Source organism: Rhodopirellula sp. SH410, from assembly GCF_055811895.1.
Genome location: NZ_CM147949.1, coordinates 6433865 through 6450993, shown reverse-complemented (window position 1 = coordinate 6450993; position 17129 = coordinate 6433865). Strand labels below are relative to the sequence as shown.

10 protein-coding genes are annotated in these 17129 nt (G+C 55.9%); 7 read left to right on the top strand and 3 right to left on the bottom strand.

Annotated elements, in window-relative coordinates; genetic code table 11:
* Positions 1 to 240 precede the first annotated feature (240 nt).
* On the top strand, positions 241 to 1080 hold the full coding sequence (locus SH410x_RS23535; protein ID WP_473671293.1) for a metallophosphoesterase family protein: 840 nt from the start codon (positions 241 to 243) through the stop codon (positions 1078 to 1080).
* Positions 1081 to 1319: 239 nt separating this feature from the next.
* On the opposite strand, the gene SH410x_RS23530 is transcribed toward SH410x_RS23535, so the two are convergent.
* Entirely contained in the window at positions 1320 to 3116 is a 1797-nt protein-coding gene (locus SH410x_RS23530) for a LamG-like jellyroll fold domain-containing protein (RefSeq protein WP_473671291.1), read from the bottom strand.
* Entirely contained in the window at positions 3113 to 3673 is a 561-nt protein-coding gene (locus tag SH410x_RS23525) for an RNA polymerase sigma factor (RefSeq protein WP_473671289.1), read from the bottom strand. Before SH410x_RS23525 ends, SH410x_RS23530 begins: the two co-directional genes overlap by 4 nt.
* A gap of 364 nt (positions 3674 to 4037) precedes the next feature.
* Between SH410x_RS23525 and SH410x_RS23520 the strand changes: the two genes are divergently transcribed.
* The 6 genes from SH410x_RS23520 to SH410x_RS23495 all read left to right on the top strand — a co-directional run bounded on the left by SH410x_RS23520 (position 4038) and on the right by SH410x_RS23495 (position 13526).
* Positions 4038 to 6020: a sulfatase gene (locus SH410x_RS23520; protein WP_473671287.1), complete on the top strand. Its 1983-nt coding sequence runs from the start codon at positions 4038 to 4040 to the stop codon at positions 6018 to 6020.
* A gap of 131 nt (positions 6021 to 6151) precedes the next feature.
* Positions 6152 to 7549 (top strand): sulfatase family protein, encoded by a 1398-nt coding sequence (locus tag SH410x_RS23515; RefSeq protein WP_473671285.1) that lies wholly within the window; start codon positions 6152 to 6154, stop codon positions 7547 to 7549.
* 34 nt (positions 7550 to 7583) lie between these two features.
* Positions 7584 to 9500 carry a DUF5060 domain-containing protein gene (locus SH410x_RS23510; protein WP_473671283.1) on the top strand — a complete coding sequence of 639 codons (1917 nt, stop codon included), beginning with the start codon at positions 7584 to 7586 and terminating at the stop codon, positions 9498 to 9500.
* Positions 9501 to 9552: 52 nt separating this feature from the next.
* Positions 9553 to 11043 carry a sulfatase family protein gene (locus tag SH410x_RS23505; RefSeq protein ID WP_473671281.1) on the top strand — a complete coding sequence of 497 codons (1491 nt, stop codon included), beginning with the start codon at positions 9553 to 9555 and terminating at the stop codon, positions 11041 to 11043.
* Positions 11044 to 11104: 61 nt separating this feature from the next.
* Complete coding sequence (locus SH410x_RS23500) at positions 11105 to 12571, top strand: sulfatase (RefSeq protein WP_473671279.1); 1467 nt, start codon at positions 11105 to 11107, stop codon at positions 12569 to 12571.
* 178 nt (positions 12572 to 12749) lie between these two features.
* Positions 12750 to 13526 carry an SDR family NAD(P)-dependent oxidoreductase gene (locus SH410x_RS23495; RefSeq protein WP_473671277.1) on the top strand — a complete coding sequence of 259 codons (777 nt, stop codon included), beginning with the start codon at positions 12750 to 12752 and terminating at the stop codon, positions 13524 to 13526.
* A gap of 401 nt (positions 13527 to 13927) precedes the next feature.
* Here the strand turns inward: SH410x_RS23495 and SH410x_RS23490 are convergent, their stop codons facing one another.
* On the bottom strand, positions 13928 to 17056 hold the full coding sequence (locus tag SH410x_RS23490) for a DUF6797 domain-containing protein (RefSeq protein ID WP_473671275.1): 3129 nt from the start codon (positions 17054 to 17056) through the stop codon (positions 13928 to 13930).
* Positions 17057 to 17129 lie beyond the last annotated feature (73 nt).

Below are 17129 nucleotides of genomic sequence, written 5' to 3'. Positions count from 1 at the left end.
AATCCGCAGCGGACCAGGCACGACGTCCAGCGTCGCGTTCGATGCTCGCGGCGTTTCGTCAGCAAGCCTCTGGCCCTCTGTCGCCGAGCCCTGTGCCCGTTCGCTCATCTGTGACCGCCAGTGACTCCGTTCGCCCGAGTTCACCCGCAGGTAAGTTTTTCATCGTTGGCACGCGTTGTGCATTCACGAGTGCAGTCGTTGATCCCGCACTCCTTCCTTGAAACGTGCATGCCAAAACGGATGTTCAGAATCCTGCATTTATCGGACCTGCACTTCGGCCCACCCTATCTGCCGAAAGTCGGTGAGGCGTTTCTGCGATTGGCTCCCCAGCTTGAGCCGGACGTGATCGTCGTCAGTGGCGACTTAACGCAGCGAGCTCGGCGGGATCAATTCATTGCCGCTCGCAGTTTTCTCGACCGGCTCCCTGATCGCCCGATGCTCGTCATACCAGGCAATCATGATGTGCCACTCTATCGGGTCAAAGAGCGGTGGTCTAATCCGCATGGACTGTACCAGCAGATCATCACACCCGACCTGAACCCTGTCTTGAAATCGGATCAGGCCGTCCTGGTTGGCATCGACTCGACATCGCCCCGTCGAACGATTTCCAATGGACGCATCGGACTGAAACAGCTTGAACATACTCGTCAGGTTTTTGCGGATGTTCCGCCCGAAGTAGCGAAGATCGTCGTCGCCCATCACCATTTTGCTCCGGCACCGGACTACCTACACGACCAAACGATGCCCCATGCTCGACGCGCGATCAATCAATTTGTTGAACAAGGCGTCGAGTTGATCCTGGGTGGACACTTGCACCGCTCCTACATCGGAAACTCGCTGAACTTCTACCCCGGAACCCATCGCGACCGCGGCATCGTCATTGTGCAGTGTGGCACAACGACCTCCCGACGTGGTCGTGGTCCTGAGAGTGAAAAGAACTCGTTCAACATCATCGAGTTCGATGACGATCTATTCACGATCATCCACCACACCTACTTTGACGACGATCAGCAGTTCTCGCCGCTGAGCCGTCATCAGTTTCCCCGGTTGGGCAAACGGCTGCCTTGGCACGCTCGCTGAGATAGGATCAGACGGATCTCAACCGGTGCCGACGAGACGATCCTTCTCGTCGGCACCGCCATCCTTGGGAATTCCGCACACTGGTTTCACCACTGCGAAACTCACGGCCGAATCGGATGGACCTTGCTTCTACTCCGCCGTGCGGCGGGTCTGGGGTCTGGGGTCTGGGGTCTGGGGTCTGGGGTCTGGGGTCTGGGGTCTGGGGTCTGGGGTCTGGGGTCTGGGGTCGGTGTCGCTGGTTACGGTTTTCCTGCCGACCAAATCTCCGCGATTTCCGAATCTTCGAAGACGCGATTTGCGATCAGAAGCTCATCGATCACTCCATAGAAGCGGCGCTGCGAACGCCCGGAGGAACGCTCCAATTCGTCTGCGGAAGCTCCGAAATTGCCAAGCTCTAAAAAATCCAACAGCAGCGGCGAAGAATCTTCGAGTTTCCCAGTGCCGATGCGTTTGCCATTTAGAAAGTGAGCAACCTCGCCTGTGGTCACGTTTGCAGTGACTGCCAAGCACGACCATTGGCCCCAGTTGTCGGAGAGGGTCGCCGGGTTGCGCGCGGCTATTTGGGTATAGGACCAACTCTTAGGAGCGACGTTTCCATAGCCGACATTGAATGTCGCGTTCGCATTTTCTTGAGTCAGCTCCCAACGAACGGTCTGTACTTTGGACGCGGACCGCCGAGCGAGAGCTTCCTCTACAACCCGGTCGCCCGTCGGAGCAAAGCGGGTTCGGCGGCGTGGAGACTCGGTCATCAACAGAGACGTTATGGGTTGCGTAAGAGCGTCGATGCGCACCCAGGCCAGCATGGTGAGTGATTCGTGTGCACCAGGGACCTGGAACAGAATACGGTCTCCGGTGTTACGATATCGAGCGGCTCGCTTCGAAGGCCAGCGACCGGTTGTCCAGTCGCAGCCGATGATGACGCCGTCGGTCGCATGGGTCGTGTCGGCGGCTGTGTTTCGGACCTCTAACGCACCAGGATCGGAGACTTCAAAGGTGTAATGCAACAGAACAGCAGGGTCCTTGCTCAACTCACGCGTCTTTTCTTGCCAGAGCGTGTATTGTCGCTGCGCACTTTCGTTCCGCTTTTGGCGAAGCCCGGAGGGATTCGGAAAACGGCCGGGTGAATACGGAACCGTCTCCGGCCCGGCATCGGTCATGCGAATCGCTTGATGCTCCTGCAAGGCCATCATCGCGGTCGTGGGTGTTTTGATCTCGACGGAACCTTCCAGTACATGCACCTGTGGCTGCCGATCGCGTCCCACGTCAATGCTGAACGCCGTCCCGACGTCGATGACCTCCATCTCCTTGGTGACGATGCGAAATCCATGGCCCATTTCAGAGACGAAGCAGCTCGCCGATCCTTGTCGCAAAAGAATTTCATCGGTGCCCCGAAGTTCCAAGTCTGCTGGGCCGCGCACCAGCAATCGCACGCCCGATAGAAAATCAAGTTGAATTGTGCCGCTACGCAGCACCAGGTCGCCCGTGTCTAGCAATTTTCCCGTCACAATCGATTCCCCATCCCCCCAATCCACATCGACTGCTTGACTGAGTATCGCCACGCCATTGCGCCCTCCCGTATCAGCTGCATTGGAATCCACGATGACCGAGTCCGAGGCGATTGGTTGGACGTTTGGTGGGTTGGGATCGATACGATCGCTCGGCCAAAACAAAAATGCCAAGAAACCAACCAACGATGCAGCGACGCCCACAACCAAACCGAGCGATTGCCAGCGGTGTCTATCGCCGCGCCGTGCAATCGTCACAAAGCCAGGCGTCGTGATCTCTTGCATCACCCTTGCTTCAAGATCAACCGAGTCATGATCCATCACCGATGCACCGATCAAGTCTTCAAGCTCCAGCCAACGCGGCTCACTTGATTGAACGGCCCTCAACTGACCATGCATGATGACTTCATTGGCGAACGCTTCGCGGAATGGGACGTCTGACTTGAGCCGCTCGATAATCGGTGTGAGCGTTACGTCATCAAACTCGTTTCCCAGCCAGGCGGCAAGCAGCTGCTGTAGATCCGCATTCATTGGTCGGTCTCCTTACGAACACATTCACGCAGCATCGCATTGGCGCGGTAGTGAAGATTGTAAACGGCTCCGACTGTCGTCGATAATTCACATGCCATCGACGCCGCTTTGATACCATCGAGTCCAGAGCGTACTACCAAACGCATTCGTTCGGGAAGTTGATTGATGCATCGCAGGAGAGATTCGATGTCGCCCTCGGCTTGCCCGCTGAAGGCGTGGTCGATGTCCGTCTGAATGGTCGCCACCACCTCCTCACGAAACTTTGCCTCATTCGCGTTCCGCCGGCCGATTTTCCGGAAATGCATCAAGAGTTCGTTCTTCGCGATCCCGCGAAGCCATGCCCGAAAATCCTTTTCAGGATCAAATTGGTCAAGATTGCGAAAGGCCTTAATGAATACTTCCTGAGCCAGATCATCGACCTCGTCGGCACGATGCAGCTGGCTGCCCAAATAGCTTCGGAGCATCAAGCTGTGTTCGCGCACGACGTGCCGAAAAGCCTCACGATCGCCCGCGAGAACTTGGGAAACGGCTCGTTGCGTTTCGGCTAAATCTGTCAACTTAACACCTCCGAAACACGCTAGTACTCCCCATCGATCGTCTCAATTCACTTTGTGATCAATGTTACTATGCCCTCCGACAAGAGAGCAGCACATCCCCCTTGTTCGACGGTTCCATTTTTTTCGCGTGCTTCTAACCTGTTTGCCGCCCGCTCAGGAATCTGCCACGAATTTGAAGGATACTTTCCAACTTTCCGGGACACCCACACGATCAGGATCACAGAACGCATGCGGAACAATTTCGTCAAGTTCCTGTGTGAGATTCGTCGTTCGCAGGCATACAAATGCTGGTCGGCTGGATTTAAAATCGAGTCAGATCTAAAACGAGTCGGAATTACTTTCCCACCTCAACCCCGAGCCGGTCGTGCCGCATTTCCAACGCAATCGAAATTCGTATTCTCAGTCCCAACGGCTGCTGATGCTGTCAGTGGTCGCCGCATTTTGTCTTTGTTCAACCGGAAGAGCAGAGTCACCACCGAATGTCGTTTTCATCCTTGCCGATGATCTTGGCTGGAGCGACACGACGCTCTACGGCACGACATCATTCTACAAGACACCTCATGTCGAACGTCTGGCCGCTCGCGGCATGACGTTCACGCGAGCGTATTCGGCCAGTCCACTGTGCTCGCCGACAAGAGCCAGCGTGCTGACGGGGCTAAGTCCCGCGCGTCATGGAATCACTTCGCCCAATTGCCATTTGCCGAAAGTCGTTCTGACAGCAACCGCGACAAAAACCGGCCCCGTGAATCAGAAATGCACGATTCCGAATTCAGTGTCTCGGTTGGATACCAACTACTACACCCTGGCTGAAATGTTCCAAGACAACGGCTATGCGACGGGGCACTTTGGCAAGTGGCATCTGGGATCGGAGCCGTATTCGCCCTTGGAACACGGTTTTGAAGTGGATGTTCCTCACCACCCAGGTCCGGGACCGGCAGGCAGCTACGTCGCGCCGTGGAAGTTCAAAGATTTCGACCACGATCCGGATATCCCAGACGAGCACATCGAAGATCGTATGGCGAAGGAAGCCGTCGCGTTCATGGAACGGCACCGCGACAAACCCTTTTTCTTGAACTATTGGATGTTCAGCGTGCACGCGCCCTTTGATGCCAAGCGATCCCTCATCGACCAGTATCGGAAACAGGTTGATGAGAACGATCCACAACGCAGCCCAACCTATGCTGCGATGGTGCAAAGCATGGACGATGCTGTTGGCACCCTGCTCGATACGCTCGACCGCCTCGGCATTGCCGACAACACGATCATCGTGTTCGCATCGGACAACGGCGGCAACATGTACAACGAAGTCGACGGCACGTCGGCAACGAGCAACTTCCCGCTCCGCGGTGGCAAGGCGACGATGTACGAAGGCGGAGTCCGCGGGCCGGCGATCGTCGTGGACCCAGGTCACGTGAAAGCTGGTTCACGCAGCGACGAAGTCATTCAGAGTTGCGATTTCTATCCGACTCTGTTGGAGCTGCTCGAGATCGATCCTCAGCCGAACCAGTCGTTCGACGGTATCAGTATCGCCCCCGCGTTACAGGGCAAGCCACTCAATCGCGACGCGATCTTTACGTACTTTCCGCACTCGCCCAACATTCCAGATTGGTTGCCCCCATCCGTCAGCGTTCACGCTGGCGATTGGAAACTGATTCGCAATTTTTATGGCGGCGACAATGGTCAGCACAATTGCAAGTTGTTTAACCTGAAGGACGATCTGGGAGAAGAGAATGATCTCGCCTCGGCACAGCCCGGCCGTGTGCGCGATCTCGACTCATTGATCGACCAGTTTCTGGCTGACACCAACGCTATCGTGCCTCTGTCCAATCCCAAGTTCGATCCAACCAAGTACCGTCCTGAATTGATCGGCAAGGCTTCCTTGAAAGGCATCGGCAAAGGCGGGGGAAAAGCCCAAAAGAATCGGCCTCAGAAAACCCCGCAGCGAGTTGCTGGTTGGCAGCCAGGCGGCACCTGCCAACTCGTGCTCGAAGACGGTTCGCTGATCTTGTCGAGTGATGGCGGCGATCCCTATTTGAGCTACACGCTTCCCACAGCGGTGACTGAAAAGACGCTCGAGTTGAAATTCACAATGAGCTCCGATGCAAAGGGAGCGGGGCAGGTGTTTTGGCAGGAGAAAGGCGTTTCTCCCCCATTCTTGCGAGACCGGAGCATGCCCTTTGACGTTAAACATGACGGCAAGCCTCATCAGTACAGCATTCAGTGGTCGGTCGATCACCCCGTTCTTGCCGTCCGCATCGATCCCGCCACCGGGCAAGGTCGGATCACGCTCGCCAACATTCGATTGACAACGGGCGATGGGCGGGAGGTTTATCGATGGAAGTTGTGATTCACCATCGCATGGATCACAACTGCAATGGGCTCCTCTGCCGCCGTCGATTTGCTCAAGCTGAACGTTCTCGTTCTTGCGATCGATGGCCTGACAAACCAAGCAACCTGAAACACCCGAAAGGTTAACACGTGAAATCGCTGCCCCTACAGACCGTCCTGCTTATGTTGCTGGTGTCAGCAACGGCAACAGCCAACGACCGACCCAACATTATCGTTTTCTATACTGACGACCACGGGTACGCCGACCTTTCATGCCAGGGTGTGGTTAACGACATCCGCACGCCCAACGTGGATGCACTTGCTAAGACCGGTGTACTGGCACGACACGGATACAGCACTGCGCCGCAGTGCATCCCGTCTCGGGCGGGTTTGCTTGTCGGGAAATTTCAATCCAAGTTTGGCGTCGAAGCCAATGGTCAATCGCTCGAAGGCTTTGACCGAGAGCTGACGATCGCCGAACGACTTCAGTCCGCCGGATACGTTACTTCGCAGTTCGGGAAATGGCACCTCGGCGCTGGATCACGGATTACCGATCACGGTTTCAAACACGTCTATAGCCAGAACAGCGGCGGACGATTTGCGGCCAACATCAGCTTAGACGGCCAAGATCGCGAGATGGGCATTGTTCCGGCCACGAGCTACCACATCGACGGTTGCAGCCAAGCGGCAGCCGCGATTATCGACCGATACAAAGACGATCCATTCTTTTTGTACGTCGCTTACCGAGCGCCCCATGTGCCACTAGACGCAACGAAAAAATATCTCAATCGCTTTCCGGGAGAGATGCCGGAACGCCGCCGACAGGCACTCGCCATGCTTTCGGCTGTCGATGATGGCGTGGGGCTGATCACAAGCGCGCTGGCAAAGCACAACCTGACCGAGAAGACACTGATCTTCTACATCGGTGATAACGGCGCACCGCTGAAAATTCACAAACGAGACGCTCCGGGGGGTGGTCCTGGTTGGGACGGTTCGCTTAACGATCCGCTCAATGGTGAAAAAGGCATGCTGTCCGAAGGTGGCATGCATGTGCCCTTCGTCGTCTCGTGGCCCGGCACAATTCCAGCGGGCCAAATTTACGACCATCCGATCAGCGCGTTGGATGTCGCAGCGACGGCAGCCTCATTGGCAAAGCTTGAAACCAAGCCCGGTGATCTGGACGGGGTCAACCTGATTCCTTTTTTGAGCGGCGACATCAAGGCCGCACCCCACGACGCATTGATGTGGCGGTGGATCGCTCAGGCTGCGATTCGCGAAGGCGATTGGAAGCTGCTGCGTGGAGGGGATCGTGAATATCTATACAACCTCAAATCGGACATTGAAGAGAAACACAATCTCTCAACGAAATATCCGGACGTCGCCGATCGACTGCGACGCAAACTGACGACGTGGTCCGAGACGCTTGATCCACCCGGGCTGACGACCGGCCCCATGGCGCCGACGTGGATGGACTACTACGACTTCTACTTGGAAGGCAAAACGCCCACTCGTGTCAAGTCACCGGCAAAGGCCAAGGCAAATCGGTGATGTAAGAAACAACAATGAAGGTTAAGTGACCCCTATGATTTTAACCGTCCGTCGACGATCGTTTTTACCGCTGATGCTCTTCAGTTTGGTGTTGCAGGCAACCGTTTGCATCGCGAAACCGCCACAGCTACAGAAAGACTATCCGCTGCCAACTGAACCGACTGTATCCAACGCGAGCGACCACACGGGTGCGAGCCGCGACGACTACATCGTGTGGCATCCGTTGTCCCTCTCTTTCAGCGGTCCGATGGCTGCGGAAACGGACGATAATCCAAATCCCTTTCTCGACTACCGGCTGCAAGTGCAATTCGTTGGTCCGTCAGGTCAAGCCTATGATGTGCCTTGCTATTTCGATGGTGATGCAAGGGGCGGTGAAGCAGGCAATCAGTGGACAGCCAACTTCACACCGGATGAAGCCGGCCAGTGGACGTATCAAGCCTCGCTGCGACACGGCCCCAACGTCGCGGTCTCATTGAAGGCCGATGCAGGCGAAGCCGTGGACCTCGATAGCGACCGTGGAACGATCTTGGTGAAACCACGCGATTCCTCCGCAGTTGGGTTTTTGAAGTGGGGCCGTTTGGAATACATCGGCGGTCACTACCTGAAGTTCCGCGACGGTCCCTATTGGATTCGCGGCGGAGTCGATAGTCCAGAGAATTTCCTTGCTTACGCAGGCTTCGATAACACGCCCGCGAGCCATCGCTACGCCGATCATGCTTCCGATTGGTGTGAGGGCGATCCCGACTGGAATGACGGCAGTGGCAAAGCCATCATCGGCGTTTTGAATCGCCTCGCTGAACAAAGGGTCAACAGCATTTACTTCCTGACCATGAACATCGGTGGTGACGGCGACGACGTGTGGCCGTGGTCGGGCACGCCAGCACGCAAAGGTAGCCCGAAGGATGACAACCGGCACTTTGATCTAAGCAAACTGCGTCAATGGGATACCGTCTTCTCGCACGCTCAGACGCGAGGGATCAACTTGCACTTTGTATTCAATGAAGCGGAAGTCGCCAACAAGAAGGAACTCGATGAGGGTGAGTTGGGTATTGAGCGGAAACTCTACTACCGAGAAATGATCGCTCGATTTGGTCACCACAATGCTCTGAGTTGGAATCTTTGCGAGGAGTACAACATTGGTTTCGACCTCGGCCCCGAGCGTGTTCGGTCATTTGCCGACTACGTGAAGGCGGTTGATCCCTACGACCACCCGATCTCTGTTCACTCGGCCCATGATCCGCTGGCGGCCCTGGAATTTACGTTTGGCGATCCACGATTTGGCTTGACGTCGATTCAGTTGAACCGGCGGAGGATCGACGCTCTTGTCGAAGATTTCCGTGAAGCGACAACCATGGCTGGTCGACCGCTGCCAATTTCGATGGACGAATTCGTGTTGGATGTTGGGCAAAAAGAGTCTTGGAAGCCGTTCGATCGCCCGGTACTCCATCGCAAGCAGAAGATTTGGCCGACGCTGATGTCGGGCGGTCAAATCGAATTCATCCTCGAAGACTTGCTGGGCACGGAATCCTTTAAGACACCGCAGCGGATGGAGCTATGGAAGTCATTGGGGATCGCGCGAACGTTCATGCAGGATCATCTCCCTTTTTGGGAAATGCAACCGGCCGACGAACTCGTCGGTGGCGAGGCAACGCTTGAAGTCGGCCTGGGATCTGGCAAGTCGTTTCAGTTGGGCGCACAGGTGTTTCGGAAACCAGGCGAGACCTACGCGATCTATTTCCCCGTCGCGACCGAAACGGGGCGGATCGACATGGGCGAGGCAACCGGGAAGTTTTATGGCCGCTGGTTCAGTCCACGCAGCGGACAGTTTGAAGGAACCCGCGTCGAACTGATTGCAGGTGGCAGTGTCCCAATCGGGCAACCACCGACTGCGCCCGATCAAGATTGGACATTGCTGATAACGGCTCACTCTGAGCCTGTTCAAAAACGATAAACGATTTCGTGACGTAATGAAGTACACCATTGACCCCCAAATGCCAGTCTCCATGAATACCTGCTATCGAAATTTCATCACACGAGCAATTGCATTTGGCATTAGCCTGGCGATTGTGTTGCTTTGCGGTCAGACGCTCGTTGCCGCGAAGCCGAATTTTGTGATCACCATTGCCGATGATCACGGTGTGTACCACTCATCCGTTTACGGGTCGCCCGAATTTCAAACGCCCAACCTGCAAAAGATGGCTGAACAGGGAATTCGATTCGACAATGCCTATGTCGCGTCGCCAGCCTGCGCGCCCAGTCGTGCGGCATTGTTTACGGGGCGAATGCCTTACAGCAACGGCATCGTCGGCAACCATGAATTTGAACTCAAGCCCGGTGTCCGTTCGCTGCTGCCGGCGCTACTCGAACAAGGCTACGAAGTCGTCTTTCACGGCAAAGTCGGCCATGCCGGTCCAAAGCATTTCGGCCGGTACGTGCCCGACGGTGTCAAGATTCTCGGCGGCGGCGGTTTGCAACAAACGATGACGCTCGATCTGGTTGAATCATTTCTCCAGCAACGCCCCGAAGACGCGCCGCCGCTGGCACTGTTCCTTGGCTGGACAGACACGCACACCGCCTGGCCGCCGAAGGAAGAAGCCCGGATTGCTCCCGCAGACGTCGTCATTCCGCCGAAGATTTTCGACACGCCCGAAGCCCGAGTGGAGATGACGCGATACGTCGAAGGAGCCGAGGACATCGACCGCCGCGTCGGGAAAACTCGAGAGTTGATCGCCCAGCACCTGGACGTGAACAACACCTTGGTCGTCTATACGTCCGATCATGGGATGCCATGGCCGTTCGCGAAGTGGTCTCTGTACGAAACCGGAATTCGCACTCCATTGATCGCTGTTTGGCCGGGCAAGATTACGCCGAATTCATCCACCGATGCGATGGTCAGTTGGATTGATCTGATGCCGACGCTGATCGACCTGGCCGGTGGCGCGTCTCCCTCAGGCATCGACGGTCGTTCATTTGCCAAAGTATTGGTTGGCGAAACCGACAATCACCGCGACGTGATCTACGCAACGCATAAAGGGGACAATGACAAGAACGTCTACCCGATTCGCAGCGTCCGCGTGGGCCGATGGAAGTACATCCGTAACCTACAGCCCGAGTTCGCCTACACCACACACACGGACGTTTGGGCCAAGGAAGTTCCACGCGTCGACGGGCACTGGGCACACGCCGGCCACCACTGGCAGTCGTACATCGATGCAGCAAAAACCGACCCTCAGGCGGCAGCATTCTTGCACGACTATCACAGCAATCCAGCTGAAGAACTCTACGACCTCGAACTCGATCCGTTCGAGGAAACCAACTTGGCCACGTCACCGGGGCATCGTGGCAAACTGGAAGAGCTTCGCAATCTGGTTGTCAAACGGATGAAAGAAGTCGATGACGACCAGTCGCTCAGCGGGCCGCCGCAACTGCTGAAAAGCTTTTTGTTGCCAGAAATAACGCGGGACGACACCGCACGATCTAAGCCTCAACCGTAGGCTGAATGAACTCCCCTGATGAACTCAATCAGCCTGTGACCCGCTAAATGAGAATGGATTGATGAAAACGACTTGTCTGATGATTTTTGCCCTGATCGCAGCGACGCTGATGCCGCAATCACCGGCACATGCTGAAAAGCCCAACGTTTTGTTCTTGATTGCAGATGACTTGAATACCGCCCTGAGTGGTTTTGGGCACGAGCAGTGCAAAACACCGAACCTCGATCGCCTGGCGGATCGCGGCGTCAAGTTTGAGAACATGCACTGTCAGTATCCGGTTTGTGGTGCGTCGCGTGCTTCGATCATGTCCGGCCTGTATCCGTACTCGAACTTGACGCTGGGCAATGAAGGCACTTTGCGAGGCAGTATGCCCAACGTGGTGACGCTGCCACAGACTTTTCGCAATAACGGCTACTACGCGGGACGAGTCAGCAAGATTTATCATATGGGGATTCCGTTTGAGATCATCGATGGAACCGCGGAAAGCGATGATCCCTTCTCATGGGACGAAGCGATCAATATCAAAGCCCCGGAACAAAACGCTCCCGGCGAACGGACGAACTGGTCGCCCAAGAACAAAGGGTCACAGACCTTCACTGGCGTGATTGCATCGAGCGGAGACAGCGAACACGCCGACGGGATGGCAGCAGATCGTGCCATCGAGATTCTTGACCAGGTGAAAGACAACCCGTTTTTTCTTGCCGTGGGATTCGTGAGACCGCATGTGCCACTTGTCGCACCCAAAGCATATTTTGACCAATACAATCGAGACGCAATGAAAACGCCGCTTGTTCCGGAGAATGACCTGGACGACGTGCCGGGAATCATCCGCGGCTACAAACGAAACAGCACAACCTACGGGGTGACGCCAGAGCTGCACAAAGGGCTGTTGCAGGCTTACTATGCCAGTGTTTCCTACATGGACGCACAGGTCGGACGCGTCCTCGATGCTCTGCAGGAAAAGGGGTTGGCGGATAACACGATTGTCGTGTTTACCAGTGATCACGGCTACCTCCTGGGGCATCACCACAAATTCCAGAAGCAGCACCTGTTCGAAGAAGCCACACGCGTGCCGTTTATCATCAGCGTCCCGTGGCTCGAGGATCAGCATGGTCGTGGCACCACAAAGATTACGGAACTGGTCGATCTTTATCCGACTCTAGCCGAACTGGCTGGCCTTCCCGTTCCGGATACTCTTCAGGGAACAAGTCTGAAACCACTGCTGGTCGATACGGAATCGCCGGATTGGACGAAGGAGCAGGCATTCACAATCAGCCGCAACGGCGGGGAATCGATTCGCACAACGGACTGGCGTTTCACTCAGTGGGGCTTCGGCGAGAACGGCTCGGAACTATACGACCTGAAAAAGGACCCGGACGAATTCACAAACCAGGCAGGAAATCCAGAGTATGCCTCGGTGGTGAAGATGCTGCGGGCAGAACTGATCGCCAAACGCGATGCAGCAGGTTTCACGCAGAATCAAACAGCCATCGTCGGCTCGCCAGGCAATCGCACGCAAAGAAAATAGGCGTGAGTACTCGTGACGCCACCACAAACCGACGACATCAGCCGCCAAAACGGACTTCCCCGATTTAGCGCCCGAGCAAACTGGACTACTTCGGCTTGGTAGCGCGCGGTACGGTGCTCCCTTTCGCTCCGACGGCAAAGCGAACCAACCGCATCTGATCAGAAACAGAGGTCGCAAAATGGAAACTGGACAAGACATGAAATCCGTGGTCGTCATAGGCGCCGCTCGCGGGATTGGGCGAGCGGTCACGGACGCGTTTCTCGATGCGGGTAGCTCGGTTATCGCAGCTGATGCGGACCACTGCGTGTCTCAGAGGTCGCGAGCTGGCATGTCCAGCAGAGTTGTCGACGTTACACGCTTGGAGGAAGTCGAAAACCTTGCCCGCGAGTGTGGCGACGTTTCCCATGTCGTCTTTACCGTCGGTGTCGGAAGTGGACATTATGGATTTCCGTTTTGGAATGTGCCTCCGGCCAAGTGGCAGCGTGTTTTGGAGGTTAACCTGATCGGAGCGGTCAATGTCGCGCACGCTTTCGCCCCGGGTTTAGCCGAACGCGGTCGCGGGAGCATGTTGTTCTTTGCTTCCGTCGCGGGACAAACCGGTTCTCAAACCGATCCTCCCTACAGTGCCTCGAAGGCCGCGCTGATCAATTTCACACAGTGCGCCGCAAAGGATCTGGCACCCTTCGGTGTACGCGTCAATGCGATCGCACCTGGAATGGTCAAGACGGATCTCAACCAGTCCGTCTGGGAATCGAGTCTTCGTGGCTTGTCCGCTGACCCGCAACAAACCTACGAGGAATGGGCGGCCGAGAAAATTCAAAGGGTTGCTCCCCTAGGACGCTGGCAAGAGCTTGATGAGATTGCAGCTGTGACGGTCTTCCTCGCGTCCGACGCAGCCCGCAATATCACCGGCCAAACAATAAACATCGATGGCGGTCAAGTCATGCACTCATGAACGGTACTGCGATCAAGAGCACGTCTCTTTGCGACCTCCGGCCTTCTTTTAGGCTCATCCGACGGAAGCGGGCGTGGGAGTACAGTGGGAGGTTTTTTTAAGGCAGAGCTCCAATATCCAAGATGTTTTCAAAGAAGCGTCCCTGCCGAACGAATGTTCGGCAGGGACTGGCAACACGATTGGCGTACCATCGACCGGGATATCCCTTGCCAAGCCCGCACCTCTGCAGGGCTTCGCTCTGTTTTTCCCGGCAGGCGCAGTCTCATTTCCCGGCAGGCGCAGTCTCATTTCCCGGCAGACGCAGACTAACGCTGTCAATCCAATCCCACCAATCAATCATTGGATACCTGAGACGGTACTCCAAAACCTCCGACGCACGCTTCCGTCGGATGATCCCTCATTTAGAATTTGGGTGGAACGACGTGATGAATGGTCCAATAAATCTGTTCGCTGAATGTTGAGCCGGATTCGTCGATGACTTCTAATTGCAGACGCAATTGATCGACCGGGCGAAGCCCCGGGATACGCAGAAGCACCGACGTGCGATCTTCTGATAACTCGACGCTAGAGATTGTCACTGATTGCTCGCCAAGCTCTTCGGTTTCGGGATGGTAATGGTCCGATCCATAATTTTCGGTCCACTTGTAGTTCCACTGCTGGGCGACGTACGAGGCAGCATCGGTGGCCGAGCCCGCATCAAGTGGGAAGTTGAAATGAATGCGAAGTCCACCCGATTCGACTTGGCAATTTTCAATCATGCGAAGCGGCTTGCCCGTGTACCGCACGCGGTAGATACCGTTGTCGGCGAGTCCCGCGCGACCATTGTCGTTCCAACCGTTTAAACCCGTGACATAGAGTTGACCATCGACGGGGTTCACTCGGCCACGCATGATTCCGGTGCCAAAGTCGTGCGGGAATTTGATCAGCGCTGCTTGCTCGGCGCCACCGATATCCTGGGTCATCAGATAAAACAAACTGCCTTGCCCAAAGCTGGTGTGCAGAAGACGTCCCGCCAGCGGTCCCCAACGAATGTCATCGACAAACACTTGGCCACCAGACGAGTTGTCGACCTCTTGCGGCATCCAAATCAGCGGCGGGTCGAACGTCTCCGGCGGCACCACGTTCTTGACGTCGATCCGTCCACCATCAGGTGCCCATACGCCACCCTTTTTGTTTTGGACGTAGCCATAGAAACCGCCGGGTTTTACTAGGTTGACCTTCGACGCCGGCATCCATGTGCCTTGGTTATCACTAACGGTTAGCCGGTCATCGGGCAGAATGCCCATGCCATTGGGCGTCCGCAGACCGGTGCAAACAATACTCCGCGTCTTGCCGTCCGGCGAGACCTTCACGACCGCCCCTGGCAATTTGTAATCGGTGTACTGACCACTCTTGGCATAGTAAAAGTTGCCTTGGCTGTCCGTTTGCAGATCAAAGTTGAACGCATGAAAGTAGGTTGAAACATCCGTGTCAGCGCTGAAGCTTTCGTAGAAATCGGCCTCGCCATCGTTGTTCAGATCGTGCAATCGCGTCAGCCGGTCTTTGCATGTCACGTAGATGAGTCCGTCAACGACCTTGATCCCGAATGGTTCGTACATTCCGCCCGCAAACCGCTTCCACTTGAGATTCATCAGTTCGTCATCAACACCTGAAACGATCCAGACATCTCCACCCACGGTGGCGACGGCGAGTCGGCCGTCGGGGAAAAAATCGATTGCGGACGTACGAAACCAGGTATTCCACGGGGACGACTCAGGAACCGAAACGGTGTCCACGGCGTAGGCGGTGTCCTGAAAGCCGCGGTATCCAACCGTTTTAAGCGTTTGTGGCCAACGTAGTTCACCGCCAGCGATCATCTCGGCCGGATCAATCTGCTCCAGATTTAGATTCGCACGCTCTAGCGAATCCGCATCGGCGCTAGCAAACCGTACGATGTCGAGCAACCGAGAATCGGTATCGCGTGGAATTTTCACAACCCAACGCTGCTGATCATCGAACGCGACGGTGACGCCCGTGGTGTCTCCGGTGATTTGAGGTTGGTGTGGGCCAATGGCCAAAACCAAAGCCTTTCCCTCGCTGATTCGGAGCGTTTGACGCACGGCGGTTTCACCGTCGATCGCGGAGGGAACTTCTAGGATTTTGCGTCCATCAATCGCGTAAGAAAGAACGATCCGGTCGCCATGCAGATAGTGACCATGATATTCCAGCCAATGCGGTGGTAGCGGTCCACGTGGAAGCACGTCATCGGTCGGATAGTCCAGCAGCCCATCATGGCCCCACCGCCAAGTCGACAAACCGGGGATCCGAGTCCCCTGGGGCTGAGAGTACCCTTCGCCTCGCCCCCGTTTGTGTTGGGTTTGATCGACATCGAGGAAGCCGCCTGTCCAAAGGCCGGCTTGATCCATCGTATGCAAATTGTATGCGATCGTCTGGTCGCCCAGCGTGACTGTCAGAGCGCTGTTGACTTCACGCCCCAGTTGAGATGCCAACGCAGGACCATAGTCCCGATCGGGATCCGGTTTGAAGTCACCCATGTCTGTGCCCGTTGGCAGTGATTTCAGATACTCGTTCGTTATCGGTCGGTAGCCGGGATTGGAGTCTTTCATGAAACGATTGCGAATGTAGCCAATGACTGCGTACCGCTCTTTCGGTGAGAGCGCCGTGGTCGCAGCCATCAAGCCGTTGCCCTTGGAAAGCGTCTTGAACATGCTGTAGGGATCAGCACCAAACTTCATTGTCTGTTTCCCGAACGCGCGTGCCGTGGCCAGGGATGGTGTGTTCCCATCCGCTCCGTGGCATTGCACGCATGACGCTTCGAAAATCTGTTTTCCGCCTTTGGCGTTTGTCTTCTCGATTCTCCTCAGGATGCCGGCGTGATTAAGGTTGGCGGTGTCGTCCGCAACGACCAATTGATCCGCGCTCGGTTTCAACTCACTAGCACGCGAAGGACCGCCCGCCTGAATCGCAAACAGGTAACTGATGAGGTCGAGGACCTCCCGTTGGGAGTTAAGTGTCGCCATCAATCCGCCCGGCATCATCGAAATCTTTTGCTCGCTGCGTGCTTCGATATCATCCTGCGCGATCACGATTTCAGCCTGTAGGTTCGCGGCGTCACGCAGCACAAGTGTCTCGTCGTCTTCGCGAACGAACATTCCAGACAGGATATCACCGTCCACCGTTAACACCTGAACCGTCCCAAATCCCTTGCGGATCGACTTAGACGGCTGCAGCAACGCCTCCACTAGATGAACGTCGGTGACGTCTTGGCCAAGTCGCGATAGGTCAGGGCCGAGTGGCGAATCCTGGCCCGCAATCGGGTCAGCAGTACTCTCATGACATTGAACGCAGCCTGCAGCAGATTTGAAATAGACCAGGGCTCCGCGGGTCGGATCGCCACGGCGACGAGCCTCCGTAGCGATATCAGCCGGGTCCGCTCGCTCAAGCAGTTGATGCAACGCTGGCGTCTCCGCCCCCCACACGGTCGCCGTTACCAAGAACATCAGAAGACTAGCCAAGCGAATACAGAGCATCGGTGTACCACAAGTGAGGATGAATGATTGTGGAAGTAGTATGCCGCTCTACGCGGAATTCGTCACGATTTCT